The 13,367-nt window shown below is 69.6% G+C and carries 12 protein-coding genes; 10 read left to right on the top strand and 2 right to left on the bottom strand.

Features of this window, described 5'->3' with window-relative positions; all coding sequences use genetic code 11:
- Positions 1 to 273: 273 nt before the first annotated feature.
- Positions 274 to 1,563, bottom strand: a complete 1,290-nt coding sequence (locus tag MKK63_RS05995) for an MFS transporter (RefSeq protein WP_313901750.1) — start codon at positions 1,561 to 1,563, stop codon at positions 274 to 276.
- A gap of 197 nt (positions 1,564 to 1,760) precedes the next feature.
- Between MKK63_RS05995 and MKK63_RS05990 the strand changes: the two genes are divergently transcribed.
- Positions 1,761 to 2,870 (top strand): enolase C-terminal domain-like protein, encoded by a 1,110-nt coding sequence (locus MKK63_RS05990; RefSeq protein ID WP_243999639.1) that lies wholly within the window; start codon positions 1,761 to 1,763, stop codon positions 2,868 to 2,870.
- Positions 2,871 to 2,887: 17 nt separating this feature from the next.
- Here the strand turns inward: MKK63_RS05990 and MKK63_RS05985 are convergent, their stop codons facing one another.
- Positions 2,888 to 3,604, bottom strand: coding sequence for a GntR family transcriptional regulator (locus tag MKK63_RS05985; RefSeq protein WP_243999637.1), 717 nt, complete (start codon positions 3,602 to 3,604; stop codon positions 2,888 to 2,890).
- A 133-nt stretch (positions 3,605 to 3,737) separates the two neighbouring features.
- Between MKK63_RS05985 and MKK63_RS05980 the strand changes: the two genes are divergently transcribed.
- From MKK63_RS05980 to MKK63_RS05940, 9 genes are all read left to right on the top strand, one after another.
- Positions 3,738 to 4,703, top strand: coding sequence for a Bug family tripartite tricarboxylate transporter substrate binding protein (locus MKK63_RS05980; RefSeq protein ID WP_243999635.1), 966 nt, complete (start codon positions 3,738 to 3,740; stop codon positions 4,701 to 4,703).
- Positions 4,704 to 4,759: 56 nt separating this feature from the next.
- Positions 4,760 to 5,902, top strand: coding sequence for a mandelate racemase/muconate lactonizing enzyme family protein (locus MKK63_RS05975; RefSeq protein ID WP_243999633.1), 1,143 nt, complete (start codon positions 4,760 to 4,762; stop codon positions 5,900 to 5,902).
- 11 nt (positions 5,903 to 5,913) lie between these two features.
- Positions 5,914 to 6,807 carry a fumarylacetoacetate hydrolase family protein gene (locus MKK63_RS05970; protein ID WP_243999631.1) on the top strand — a complete coding sequence of 298 codons (894 nt, stop codon included), beginning with the start codon at positions 5,914 to 5,916 and terminating at the stop codon, positions 6,805 to 6,807.
- Positions 6,804 to 7,778: an NAD(P)-dependent oxidoreductase gene (locus tag MKK63_RS05965; protein WP_243999628.1), complete on the top strand. Its 975-nt coding sequence runs from the start codon at positions 6,804 to 6,806 to the stop codon at positions 7,776 to 7,778. The genes MKK63_RS05970 and MKK63_RS05965 overlap by 4 nt, the downstream gene beginning before the upstream one ends.
- 8 nt (positions 7,779 to 7,786) lie before the next feature.
- Positions 7,787 to 8,926, top strand: coding sequence for a mandelate racemase/muconate lactonizing enzyme family protein (locus tag MKK63_RS05960; protein ID WP_243999626.1), 1,140 nt, complete (start codon positions 7,787 to 7,789; stop codon positions 8,924 to 8,926).
- An 85-nt stretch (positions 8,927 to 9,011) separates the two neighbouring features.
- Positions 9,012 to 9,488, top strand: a complete 477-nt coding sequence (locus MKK63_RS05955) for a tripartite tricarboxylate transporter TctB family protein (protein ID WP_243999624.1) — start codon at positions 9,012 to 9,014, stop codon at positions 9,486 to 9,488.
- Complete coding sequence (locus MKK63_RS05950) at positions 9,485 to 11,011, top strand: tripartite tricarboxylate transporter permease (protein WP_243999622.1); 1,527 nt, start codon at positions 9,485 to 9,487, stop codon at positions 11,009 to 11,011. The genes MKK63_RS05955 and MKK63_RS05950 overlap by 4 nt, the downstream gene beginning before the upstream one ends.
- A 221-nt stretch (positions 11,012 to 11,232) precedes the next feature.
- On the top strand, positions 11,233 to 12,243 hold the full coding sequence (locus MKK63_RS05945) for a dipeptidase (protein ID WP_243999620.1): 1,011 nt from the start codon (positions 11,233 to 11,235) through the stop codon (positions 12,241 to 12,243).
- Between the two features lie 28 nt (positions 12,244 to 12,271).
- Entirely contained in the window at positions 12,272 to 13,327 is a 1,056-nt protein-coding gene (locus tag MKK63_RS05940) for an ABC transporter substrate-binding protein (protein WP_243999618.1), read from the top strand.
- The last annotated feature ends 40 nt before the right edge of the window (positions 13,328 to 13,367 follow it).

Below are 13,367 nucleotides of genomic sequence, written 5' to 3'. Positions count from 1 at the left end.
AGCCGCGGTATGGAACAACCCCTACACTCCTTCGTTTGGGGGGCCGCCCTCAGGGGCAGGCCGCGCACCGGCCAACGTGAGATGCTCCGTCAAATCGCCTAATCAGGCGTGCCGACTACCCCATGCTGGACCAGCCGCGGCGGTCCTGGCACCGGTCATGAATTCCGCGGCGCGCAGCGTGGCCACAAAGCCTTCCGGCGCGGCCGTGCCCAAACACGTCGCGGCGTCAGGCTGGCGCCGCGACTATCGGGTCACGCGGGGCGCGGACGGCGTTCACGGCTCCGCCGCCACGGGCGTCGTCGGGGTCACGTGCGGCTCGGGTCGGTCCGAAGACGCTGCGGCCGAGGGCCTCGGGCGTCCGAGCAGAACGACGGCCACCGTGGCGACCGCGGTCACGCCGGCGAGCGGCAGGAGCGCCAACGGCCAGCTTCCGGTCGCATCCTTGATCGCCCCGGTCGCCCAGCTCGTGAAGAAGCTCGCACCGGTGCCCACCGCGTTGATCTGTGCGATCCCCGCGACTGCCGCGCGCGAGGACAACCACTCGGTCGTCAGCGCCCAGAAGGGGCCGCGCGACGCCGATACGCCGAACAAGGCGAGGCACAATAGGCATACGGTCGGGATCAAGCCGTGCAGGACGAGGCACAGGCAGAGGCCCAGCGTCGTCAGTGCGGTGGGGACGGCCGTGTGCCAGACGCGCTCGTCGCGCCTGTCGGAACTCCGGCCGCCCGCGTACATCGCCAAGGCGGCGACGGCGAACGGGATCGCGTTCACGAGGCCGACCTCCGCCGTCGAGAGGCCGAACGACTTCAGGAATTGCGGCTGCCACAGCGACAAGCCTGCGTTGGCGGTGGCTTGCCCCGCGTAGATCAGCGACAGCACCAGCACGGTGCGATCACCCATCACCGCCCAGACGGAGGTCTTCTCGACGCTGATCCGTGCGGTAGCGTCGGCGGCGAGCCGGTCGGCGAGCCAATCCTTGTGCTCTGGGTCGAGCCAACGCGCCTGCGCCGGCGAGTCGGTCAGCCAGAACAGGCCGACGAGGCCGATCAAGACGGCCGGCATCGCCTCGATGATGAACAGCCACTGCCAGCCCGAGAGGCCGAGCCAGCCGTCGAGCCCGAGCAGCGCCGCCGAGATCGGCGAGCCGACGATGCCGGCCACGGGACTCGCGACCATGAACAGGCCGATGACGCGGGCCCGCTCCCGGGCCGGGAACCACTGCATCAGGTACAGGATCACGCCGGGCACGAAGCCGGCTTCCGCCGCACCCAGCAGAAACCGCAGCACGCAGAAAGAGACCGGACCGGAGGTCAGCGCCATCGCTCCGGAGACGAGCCCCCACGTGATCATAATCCGCGTGAGCCATAGGCGCGCTCCGACCCGGACCATCGCGAGATTGCTCGGCACCTCAAACAGCAGGTAGGCGATGAAGAACATCCCGCCGCCGAGGCCGAACGCGCTCGCCGTCAGCCCGACTTCCCGGTTCATCTGCAGGGCGGCGAAGCCCGCGTTGACCCGGTCGATGTAGTTCGCGAGGTAACTCAGCGCCAGAAATGGCAGCAAACGCAGACTAATCCTGCGCAGAGCTTCTCGGCCGACCGCGTCAGCCGGCATCGACGGGATACTCACGGTGTTCCTCCCAGTATTTGGCCGGCCCACGTCTCGACGCGCGGGTCACGGTGGCTCTAGATGGTGGGTGGCCCGAACGCGCCGAAGAGCGAAGGCCGCATCCGCGGTGGCCCCGGGCCGGAGGCGACGTCATGCGCATACGAGATGTCACTGTGACCCTGTTCGGCTGGGACGATATCCCGCCGACGCGCTACTCCGGACGCACGGCGCGCGCGGTGGGCAGCAGCCAACTCGGCCTCGTCACGATCTACACCGACGAGGGCATCGAGGGGCACGCCTTCCTCGGATCGGCCTACGGACCGGCCGATCTCGACGCGCCGCTTCTCGTGCGGGTGCTCAAGCCGGTGCTCATCGGGCGAGATCCCCTCGACCGCGAGCGCCTGAACCAAGAGCTGTGGGCCCGCGTGCGCGCGGCCTCCGTCCGAACGATCGGCGCGCTCGACGTCGCCCTTTGGGATCTCGCCGGCAAGGCCGCGGGACTGCCGATCCATCGGCTCATCGGCACCTATCGCGACCGCGTGCCCGCCTACGCCAGCTCGCAGATCCTCGAGGGGACCACGGCCTACGTGGAGCAGGCGTGTGCGTATCGCGACGCCGGCTGGAGCGCCTACAAGATCCACCCACCTCAAGTCTGGCGCGAGGACATCGCGATCTGCGAGGCGGTGCGGGCCGGGATGGGTGACGGGTTCACGCTGATGCTCGACGCCTGCTGGGGGTATTCCTACGAGCAGGCGCTGCGGGTGGGCCGCGCGATCGAGGCGGCGGGCTACTACTGGTACGAGGATCCGCTCGCGGATTCCGACCTCTACGGCTACGTCAAGCTCAAGGCCAAGCTCGATGTGCCGATCATGGCGACCGAGTATCCGCAGGCCGGCTTCGAGTCCTACGCGCCCTGGATCCTGCAGCGCGCCACCGATTTTCTGCGCGGCGACGTGGCGGTGAAGGGCGGCATCACCACGCTCGTCAAGGCGGCCCATCTCGCGGAGGCCTTCGGGATGAACTTCGAGGTTCACCACGGCGGCAACTCGCTCAACAACGTCGCCAACCTCCACGTCGTCATGGCGATCCGCAACACCGAGTTCTTCGAGGTGCTGCTGCCGGATGCGGCGCAGAAGTACGGCCTCGCCGCGGACATCGCGGTCGATGCCACCGGCATGGTGCACGCGCCCACGGGGATGGGGCTCGGCGCGGAGATCGACCACGAACTCATCCACGCGAAGACAAAGGCGGTCCTGACTTAGGGGCGTGCCCATACAAGTCATGACGCCGCGTGCGCCCGCGGCCGGCGGCTCGCCGCCGGGTCTTCGATGAGCCCGGCGGCGTCGGCGAGACCGGCGATGTACTGGCCCGCCTCGCGGATATCCTGCCGGATCGCGGCGGCTGCCGCCTCCGCGTCGCCCGTGCGCAGGGCCGAGAGTGCCGCGGTGTGCAGGTCGCTCCCTTTCTCAAGCAGCACGTAGTCCGGGATGACGTAGGTCAGGACCGGGCCGCACCTGAGCCAGATGTTCTCGATCAACCCCTCCAGGATGGGCATACGCGCGAGGGCGTAGAGCTCGAAATGGAAGCGCCGGTGCAGATCGAGATACGCGTCGAGGCTCTGCTGCCGGATCAGGGCCTTCATCTCGGCGAGCAGCGCGTCGAGGACACTCAGGTCGTCCGGTACTGCGCGCTCGGCGGCGCGGGCCGCGGCCCGACCTTCGAGGTCGCAGCGGATCGTCAGCAACTCGTCGAAACGCTCCACGTTCATGCGCGGGACCACGGCGCCACCCCCCTGCCCCGAGCTGCCACGCTCCAGCACGTGCTCGGCGATCAGCCGGTTGACCGCGTCGCGGACCGGCGTGAGGCTGATGCCGAGTTCGGCCGCCACCTCGCGCAGGAGGATCCGCTCACCCGGCCCGAACCGTCCGCCGAGCATGGCGGTCCGCAGCTCGGCATAGGCCTGATCCCAGAGCGGCAGCCGCTCGACGTGCCTCATGATGTTGGCCCCCCAGCCTCTCGGCAGCCCACGCGGCGCAGATCGAGCCAGACCGACCCGGGGGATTCGACCCCGCTTGACAACGTACCCGCATTCCATCGTTATAACAAACAACAAAGACGTGAGGAACGCCATGCTCACCCGCCGCAGCCTCGTCGGAAGCTTCGCCCTGGGTGCCCTTGGGGCACAGACCGCCATGGCGCAGTCGCCCTTCCCGGCGCGCGAGGTCACCTTCATCGTGCCCTGGAACGCGGGGGGCTCGAACGACATCCTGGCGCGCGGACTTCAGCCGCTCCTCAAGGAGCGCGGCATCACGATGATCGTCGAGAACCAGCCCGGCGCCACCGGCACGATCGGGATGCGGCGCGTCGCGACGGCCAACCCGGATGGCTACACGCTCGGCATGGGGACGAGCTCGACGCTGGCCTACATGGCCGAGGGCAAGACGCCCCTGAAGAGCAATCAGTTCACCCACATCGCCCGCGTGTCGATCGATCCCCTGATGCTGCTCGTCCCCGGATCGAGCCCGCACCAGACGCTGGACGACTTTTTCGCCCACATGAAGAAGAACCCGGGCAGCGTGTCGATCGGCACGCCGGGCAACTACAACCTCAATCACATCTTCGCCTCGATGACCGCCCGGGCGGCCGGCGTCGCCTACATCAACGCGCCCTACACGGGCGGTGCCAAGGTCATCACCGACCTTGCCGGCGGGCAGATCCAGGCCGCGGTGCTCAAGCCCGCCGAGTCGCTCGGCCAGTTGCAGCAGGGCCTCGTGCGTGCGCTCGGCGTGTTCGCCGACGAGCGCCTCCGGCAGTTTCCCGACGTGCCGACCTTCAAGGAGCGCGGCTACGACGTGTTCCCGTTCGGCCCGGTGGTGCAGATGGCCTACGTGGTCGCCCCGGCCAAGCTCCCGCCGGAGGTGCGCACCAAGCTGATCGACGGCTTCAGCGCCGCGATCGGGGACCAGCGTTTCAAGGACTTTGCCGAGCGCAACGCCTTTCTGACCGCGCCGCTGACCGGGGACGCGCTGGCCGCCGAGGTCGATCGAGTCGAGCAGTCGATCAAGGTCGTGGCCGAGAAGGTCTTCAAATCCTGAGCCGACCTGCCACTCCGAGCGCTCGAACGATCTGAATAACGACTGGGACGGATAGCGTGACCAAGATCAAGACCATCACCTGCCATGTGGTGACCACGCCGATCAAACGGCCGTTCACCTCCTCGCGCGGCTGGCTGTACAAGACCCGCGGCACCTGCCTCGTCGAGATCGAGACGGCGGACGGCATCGTCGGATGGGGCGAGTGCTACGGGCCGTCCGCGGTGGCCAAGGCGTTCATCGACACGCAGCTCGCGCCCCGGGTGATCGGTCAGGACCCGTTCGACGTCGAGGTCGTCTGGGAAGACCTCTACAACCGGATCAAGGATTACGGGCCGAAGGGCATGTCGATCGCCGCGATCAGCGGCATCGACATCGCGCTGTGGGACATCATCGGCAAGAGTGTGGGCAAGCCGGTGCACAAGCTCATTGGCGGCGCCTTCCGCACCAGCGTCGACGCCTACGCGACCGGCCTGTACTTCACCGACATGGACCGCCTCGTCGACGAGGCGGTCGAGGAGGCGCGCGGTTACGTCGAGGCCGGCTTCAAGGCCGTGAAGATGAAGATCGGCCTCGGTTCGATCGAGCGCGACATCGCGCGCGTGGCGGCGGTGCGCGAGGCGGTCGGCCCGGACATCCGCCTCATGGTCGACGCCAACCACTCGCTCACGGTGCCGACCGCCATCCGCATGGGGCGGCGGCTGGAGGAACTCGGCATCGAGTGGTTCGAGGAGCCGATCTCGCCGGAGGATCTCGACGGCTACGTCGAGGTCACCCGCGCCCTCGACATGGCGGTGGCCGGCGGCGAGAACGAGTTCACCCGCTGGGGCTTCCGCGACGCCATCACGCGCAAGGCGATGGACATCGTCCAGCCGGACGTGTGCGCGGCCGGGGGCATCACCGAATGTAAGAAGATCGCCGCGATGGCGACGGCGCACGGCGTCGAGTGCGTGCCCCACGCCTGGGGCTCGGTCGTCGGCCTGGCCGCGACCATCCACTTCCTCGCCTCGATCCCCGATCAGCCGCCCTGCCTGTTCCCGGTCGCGCCGATGCTCGAGTTCGAGCAGGAAGAGAACCCCTTCCGGGATCACCTGGCCCTCGAGCCGATCCGACAGGTCGGCGGCAAGGTCGCGGTCCCCACCGCGCCGGGGCTCGGGATCGAGGTCGACCGCGCCGTGATCGACCGCTACCGCGCCGCTTGAGGCACACCGCGATGCGCTTCGTCACCTTCTCGAGCGACGGCGTGGAGCGGGCGGGTCTCCTGCTGGGCGACGCCAGCGGGCCGGACGACATGGTCGTCGACCTCGCCCATCCCGCGCTGCAGCCGGCGCTCGCCGGCTGCCCGCCGCAGGTCCTCGACCTGATCCGCTCCGGATTGGCCGCCGCCGCAGCCCGCCTGCGCGATCACGCCATCCCGGAGGCGGCACAGCTGCCGCTGCGATCGGTGCGCCTACGCGCACCGCTGCCCAAGCCCGGCCGGATCTTCGGGATCGCGCACAACTACGTGGACGCGCTGGCCGAGCGTGGCGCGCCCCATCCGGCCGAGCCGTTCCTGTTCATGAAGGAGCCGTGGACGGTGATCGGTCCGGGCGAGCCCGTGGTGTTGCCGCCCGGCATCGGCGGCTGCACCTACGAAGCGGAGATCGCCGCGGTGATCGGCAGCCGCGCCGATCACGTCGCCGCGCAGGACGCGCTGGCCCATGTCTGCGCCTACGGCGTGTTCAACGACATCAGCGCCAGCGAGCTGATCCGCCGCGACGGCTTCGGCCCGGGCAAGAACATCGCGACCTTCGGCCCGTTCGGCCCCTATCTCGCGACCAGCGACGAGGTCCCCGACCCGCAGGCGCTGCGGATCGGCCTGTCGATCGACGGGGTGAGCCTGCAGGCCTCCACCACGGCCCGGATGCTGTTCTCGGTGGCCGACCTCGTCGCCCACCTGTCGCGGCAGACCGTGCTGGAGCCGGGCGACGTGATCGCCACCGGCACGCCGGCGGGGATCGCGGCCCTGCGCCAACCGCCGGCCTGGATTCGGCCCGGCACGACGATGACCGCCTGGGTCGAGGGTCTAGGCAGCCTGATCAGCCCCATCGTCGAGGATGGTCCATGACCGAGCGCCCCGTGGTCCTGTTGACCAACCCGATCCATCCGGAGGCGGAGGCGATGCTGGCCGTCCAGGCCCGCCCCGTCACCGCACCCGACCCGAGCCCCGAGACCCTGCGGGCGCTCATCGCCGAAGCGGAGGGGCTCGTGGTGCGCGTCAAGCTGCCCGACGATATCCTGGACGGCGCGACGCGATTGCGTGGCATCGTCCGCCACGGCGTCGGCCTCGACATGATCCCCGTCGCGGCGGCGACCGCGCGGGGCATTCCGGTCGCCAACCTGCCCGGCAGCAACACGCAGGCCGTGGCCGAGTACGTGTTCGCGGCGCTGTTTCACCTGCGCCGCCAGGTCTGGCGCCTCGACGGCGGCCTGCGCGCGGAGGGATGGGGCGCCGTGCGGCCGATCGCCGACGGCCTCGCCGAGATCGGCGGCGGCACCCTCGGGATACTGGGCTTGGGCGAGATTGGCGGCCGCGTCGCGCGGATCGCCCATCACGGATTCGGCCTGCGCGTGCTCGGCGCCTCCCGCAGCGGCGCGACGCTCGGCGGTCTGGTCCAGGCGGTCGACCTGGAGACCCTGTTCGCGCAGAGCGACGCGGTGGTGATCGCCTGCCCGCTCACCGAGGCGACCCGCGGCCTCGTCGACGCCGCGCTGATCGGCCGGATGCGCTCGCATGCCGTCCTCATCAACGTCGCCCGCGGGCCCGTGGTCGAGACGGCCGCGCTCGCCACCGCCCTGCATTCCGGCGCGCTCGCCGGGGCGGCACTCGACGTGTTCGACGTGCAGCCGTTGGCCTCCGACCACCCGCTCCTGGCCTGCCCGAACCTGCTGCTGACCCCGCACGTGGCCGGCATCACGCAGACCAGCTCGCGCGCGATGAGCGTCGGCGCCGTCGAGGAGATGCTGCGCATCCTGCGCGGCGATCGACCGCGCAACCTCGTGAACCCCGAAATCCTACCCGAGACCCTGTCCGCCTGAGAGAACCCATGCGCATCACCCGCATCCAGTCCGTCCCGATCTCGTTCCGGGTCCCCGAAGGTCAGAACGTCCGCCTCGGTATCGGCCGCGCGGTCAAGCGCGACGCCGTGCTCGTGAAGGTCGAGACCGACGAAGGCCTCGTCGGCTGGGGCGAGGCCCATCACGGGCGCTGCCCGGGCGCCATCGCCAAGCTCATCGACACGACCCTGTCCGAGCTCGTCCTCGGCATGGATCCCCTCGACGTCAACGGCGTCTGGGCCCGGGTCTACCGCATGCAGCTTGCCAGCCACGGCATGGGCGCAGCCGCCGCGATGGCGCTGTCCGGCCTCGACATCGCCCTGTGGGACATCCGCGGCAAGGCGGCCGGATGGCCGATCTACCGGTTGCTCGGGGGTGGCCCCCGCGCGGTGCCGGCCTACGCAGGCGGCATCTCGCTCGGTTGGCAGGAGCCGGCCTCGCTCGCCGACGAGGCGCGCGGCCACGTCTCCGCCGGCTACAGGGCGGTGAAGCTGCGCGTCGGCGATAGCCCCCGGCGCGACATCGCCCGGGTCGAGGCGGTGCGCGAAGCCCTGGGCGCCGACGTCGAGATCCTGGTCGACGCCAACACCGGCTACACGGTCGACGACGTGCGCCGGGTGATGCCGGCGTTCGAGGCGGCGGGGGTCGCGTGGCTGGAGGAGCCGTTCCCACCCCAAGACGGCTACAGTTACGGCGAGGCGGCGCGGCTCGGCACCGTGCCGCTCGCCGCCGGCGAGAACCACTTCACCCGCTACGAGTTCGTGCAGGCGCTGCAGGCCGGCTATCTCGGCTTCGTCCAGCCCGACCTATCGAAGACCGGCGGCATCACCGAGACGATGCGGATCGCCGCCCTCGCCTCCGCGTGGAAGATCTCGGTCAACCCGCACACCTCGGCCACCGGCATCAACATGGTGGCGACGCTCCACGTGCTCGCGGCCGTCGACAACCCCGGCTACTTCGAGGGGGATGTGGCTCGGCACAACCCTTTCCGCGACGACGTGGTCGGTCTGCCCTACCGGCTCGACGCCGAGGGCAAGGTGTGCCCGCCGGACGGTCCGGGCCTCGGCGTCGAGGTCGACGAGCGCTTCCTCGCCGCCAATCCGCTGATCGACGGCCCCTGCTACGTCTGATCGTCCTTGACGGATCGAGCGGCCCCGCAACGCCCGGGGCCGTCGCACGAGCAAGAAAAGAAAGCCAGGTCGACCGGAGGGACGCGTGCTTCACTCGATTCAACAGCACAGGGAGCGCTACGCCGGCGTCCTGACCGCGCTGATCGGCCTGGGGGCCATCGCGGAAGCGGCCACCTACGGTCTCGGCACGATGGCGGCGATCGGGCCGGGGGCCTTCCCGCTGGCCATGGGCGTCATCCTCCTGGCCTGCGGCCTCGGCATCGGGCTGTCGGAGGCTCCGGCCGCCGACGCGCACGACCACGACCGCGTCGACCTCAGCCGACCCGAATGGCGCGGCTGGGCCTGCATCATCGGCGGGATGCTCGCCTTCCTGCTGCTCGCCCGGACCGCCGGCCTGTTCCCGGCGACGTTCGCCTGCGTGTTCCTGTCGGCGATGGGCGACCGCACCTCGACGGTGCGCGGGGCCTCCCTCCTCGCGACCCTGATCGCGGCCTTCGGCTGCGCCCTGTTCTACTACGGCCTGCACATCCAGCTGCCGCCGTTCGCCTGGGGGCAGTCATGATCGGCACGGCGCTCACCGACCTCGCCCACGGCTTTGAGGTCGCCCTCCAGCCGACCAACTTCCTGGCCTGCTTCGCCGGGGTTCTGCTCGGCAACATCGTCGGTGTGCTGCCCGGGATGGGCGTGATGGCGGCGATCTCGATCCTGCTGCCGCTCACCTTCGCCATGCCGCCGGTGGCCGCGATCCTGATGCTGTCGGGCATCTTCTACGGGGCGCAGTACGGGGGCGCGATCTGCTCGATCCTGCTCAACCTGCCCTGTCATCCGCCGCACGCGGTGACCTGCCTCGACGGCTATCCCCTGACCAAGCAGGGCAAGGGCGGCACGGCGCTGGGCATCACCATGATGGGCGGCTTCTTCGGCGCCTCGTTCGGCATCGTGATGATGATCTTCTTCGCCCCCCTCCTCGTGCGGGCGGCGCTGAAGTTCGGGCCCGCCGACGTGTGCTCGCTGATGCTGCTCGGGCTGCTCGCCGGTTCGACGCTGGCCCGCGGCTCGGCGCTGAAGGGCATCGCCATGACGACGCTGGGCCTCCTGCTCGGCATCTTCGGCACCGACGTCACCTCGGGCTTCGAGCGCTTCACCTTCGGCCTGCCCGAACTCGCCGACGGGGTCGAGATCGTCGCCCTCGCGCTCGGGCTGTTCGGCATCGCGGAATTCCTCAAGAGCGTGAACAAGGTCGAGCCGCTGCGCGGCGGCGCGAGCGTGCGCCTGCGCGATATGCGGCCGAGCGGTGCGGACCTGAAGCGCTCCGCCCTGCCGATCCTGCGCGGCACGCTGATCGGCAGCCTGTGCTCGCTCATCCCGGGCACCGGCCCGACCATCGCCTCGTTCGTCGCCTACGCGGCCGAGAAGAAGATCTCGCGCACCCCTGAGCGCTTCGGGCGGGGGGCGATCGAGGGCGTGGCGGCGCCCGAGACCGCGACGCACTCCTCGGTCCAGGGCGACTTCATCCCGACCATGAGCCTCGGCATCCCGGGCGACGCGGTGATGGCGCTGCTGCTCGCCGCCCTGACCATCCAGGGGATTACGCCAGGCCCACTCTTGATCTCGCAGCACCCAGACATCTTCTGGGGCCTGATCGCGAGCTTCTGGGTCGGAAACATTCTCCTGATGGGGCTCAACGTTCCCCTGATCGGCATCTGGGTGAAGCTGCTGACGATCCCCTACCGCTACCTCTATCCCAGCGCGCTGTTCTTCGTGTGCATCGGCGTCTACTCGACCAGCAGCAGCCTGTTCCACGTCGGTGAGACGCTGGTGATCGGGATCTTCGGGTACCTGCTACTGATCCTCGGCTTCCACCCGGCCCCGATCCTGCTGGGCTTCGTGCTCGGGCCGCGCTTCGAGGAGAACTTCCGGCGCGCCATGTTGCTGTCGCAAGGCGACCTGACAGTGTTCGTCGAGCGCCCGATCAGCGCCGCCTTCCTTACCGTCTGCGCCATCCTGATCCTCGGACAGCTCTACCTGCGCTGGCGACGCCGGGGGGTGTTGGTGCCTGACGGCCCCGTCGTGATGGAAGGATAGGCGGGGCCGAGCACGATCCTTTCCGCCGAGACCAAGTAGCCGAACTTCGGCGAGTGGTCGAACCGGGTAGGCATGCTTCTTGGAACGCGCCGCGGGATTCAGGGTGCGCGCGGGGAGCGCCGTTCGCCACAGCGCGGCGAACCTTCGCGATAGGCTCGAATCGTCCGAGGACGCGGAAGCGGGGCTTTCGCATCCCCTTACACCCACGCGCGAGGAGCTCCGTGGCTGCATCTGACCTTCATCCCGACCTGCTCGTCTTCGACGGCCTCATCCTCACCTCCGGCGGTCGCCGGGAACTCGAGCTCATGCGGGCCGGTGGGCTGACGGGGGCCAACTTCACCTGCTCGGTGTGGGAGGGGTTCCGCCCGACCATGGAGCGCATCGCGCGCTGGAAGATGTCGCTCGCTGCGAACGCCGACCTCGCGCGCCCGGTGCTCACCGCAGCCGATCTACGCGCCGCCAAACGGGAGGGCCGGATCGGCGTGGTCCTGGGCTGGCAGAACGCGTCGGCAATCGAGGATCAGATCCCGTTCATCCAGCTCTTCCACGACGTCGGCGTGCGCGTCGTGCAGCTGACCTACAACACGCAGAACCTCATCGGCTGCGGCTGCTACGAGGCGCGCGACTCCGGCCTCACAGGCTTCGGCCACGAGGTCGTGGCGGAGTTGAACCGCGTGCGCATGCTGATCGACCTGTCGCATGTCGGGCCCAGGACCTCCGAGGAGGCCATCGCCGCCTCACGCCTGCCGGTCTGCTACTCCCACGTGGCCGCGCGGGCCTTGAAGGATCATCCGCGCAACAAGTCGGACGGCCAGCTCCGCGCCATCGCCGAGAAGGGCGGGTTCGTCGGCGTGACCTTCTTCACCACGTTTCTGGCGCGCGGCATGGACGCGACGCTCGACGACTTCCTCGACGTCGTCGAGCACATCATCGGCGTCGTGGGCGAGGAGGGCGTCGGCTTCGGCACCGACGCCCGGCAGCGCTACGAGGCGTGGTCGATCTACTGGGAGGACTACACCGAGGCCGACCCGCCCTATTGGACGCATGACAAGGGCTACGCCCGCCAGCTCACGACCTTCGCGCCGCAGCGCCGGCCCGCAGCCTTTGTCGATTACGCGAGCTACGGCGCGCTGACCGCCGCCATGGAGGCGCGCGGCTGGCCGGAGTCTCGCATCCGGCGCGTCATGGGCGAAAACTGGGTTCGCTTCCTCGGCGATGTCTGGGGCGCGTAGCCTCGCGGAGCGATCGGAGGGTTTGAGGATGATGGCAATCGCCGGCTCCCGTCTCGCATCACCGTATCGCCGGCCCTGGCGGCGGGCGCTCGCCGCGGCGCTGATCGCGCTGCTCGCCGGCCTGCCCGGTGCGGCGCAGGCTGAGAAGACCGAGATCGCCATCGCCAAGCAGTTCTCGATCGCGTTCCTGCCGCTCATCGTCATGGAGCGCGACCGCTTGATCGAGAAGCACGCCCGCGAGGCGGGCCTGCCGGAGGTCAAGGTCAACTGGCTCACCTTCAGCGGGCCGGACACGATGATCTCCTCGCTCTTGTCCGGAAGCGCGGACGTGGCGGCGGCCGGCATCCCGGGGGCGCTCATCGTCTGGGCACGCACGCGCGGCTCGCGCCAGGCGGTGAAGGGCATCGCGGCGATCGGCGCGGTTCCGCTCTATCTCGTGACCCGCGACCCGGCGATCGCCTCCATCCGGAACTTCAAGGACACCGATCGGATCGCCACCCCGGGCGGCAAGGGCACGATCAACGCCGTCCTGCTGCAGATGGCGGTCGCGCAGACCCTGGGCGAGGCGAGCGTCTCCCGGTTCGATCCCCTACTGTTCTCGATGGGCCAGCCGGACGCCACCACGGGCATGCTGGCGGGCGTTGATACCGTGAAGAGCGTCGTCAGCACGCCGCCCTTCCAAGACCAGCTGCTCGCTGCGCCCGGGATGCGCCGACTGTTCAGCTCGTTCGCCGTGATGGGCGGGCCGCACAGCTACGCGAACGTCCTGGCGACGACCCGATTCCATGACGAGAACCCGAAGCTGTTCGGCGCGATCGTGGTGGCCCTGAAGGAGGCGGAGGCGGCGATCGCGGCGGACCCGCGCGGTGCGATCGCGGGCTGGATCGCCGCCACCGGATCCAAGCTGCCGCTCGCGGTCGCCGCGCGCGTCTTGGACGAGCCCGGGACCAACTGGAGCCTCACCCCGCAGAACGTGATGACGTTCGCCCACTTCATGGCACGCACCGGCATGATCGCGAGTGCGCCCGCGTCGTGGCGCGACCTCTACTTCCCGGAAGCCGTGTCCGATCGGCCCGGCGGCTGAGGTTTCGATATCCGCCGCGAACGAGGCGAGAACGCGCTCG

Source organism: Methylobacterium sp. J-088 (assembly GCF_022829295.1).
In the GTDB taxonomy this organism is placed as follows: Bacteria; Pseudomonadota; Alphaproteobacteria; order Rhizobiales; family Beijerinckiaceae; genus Methylobacterium.
This window is presented reverse-complemented; position numbering and strand designations above follow the sequence as displayed.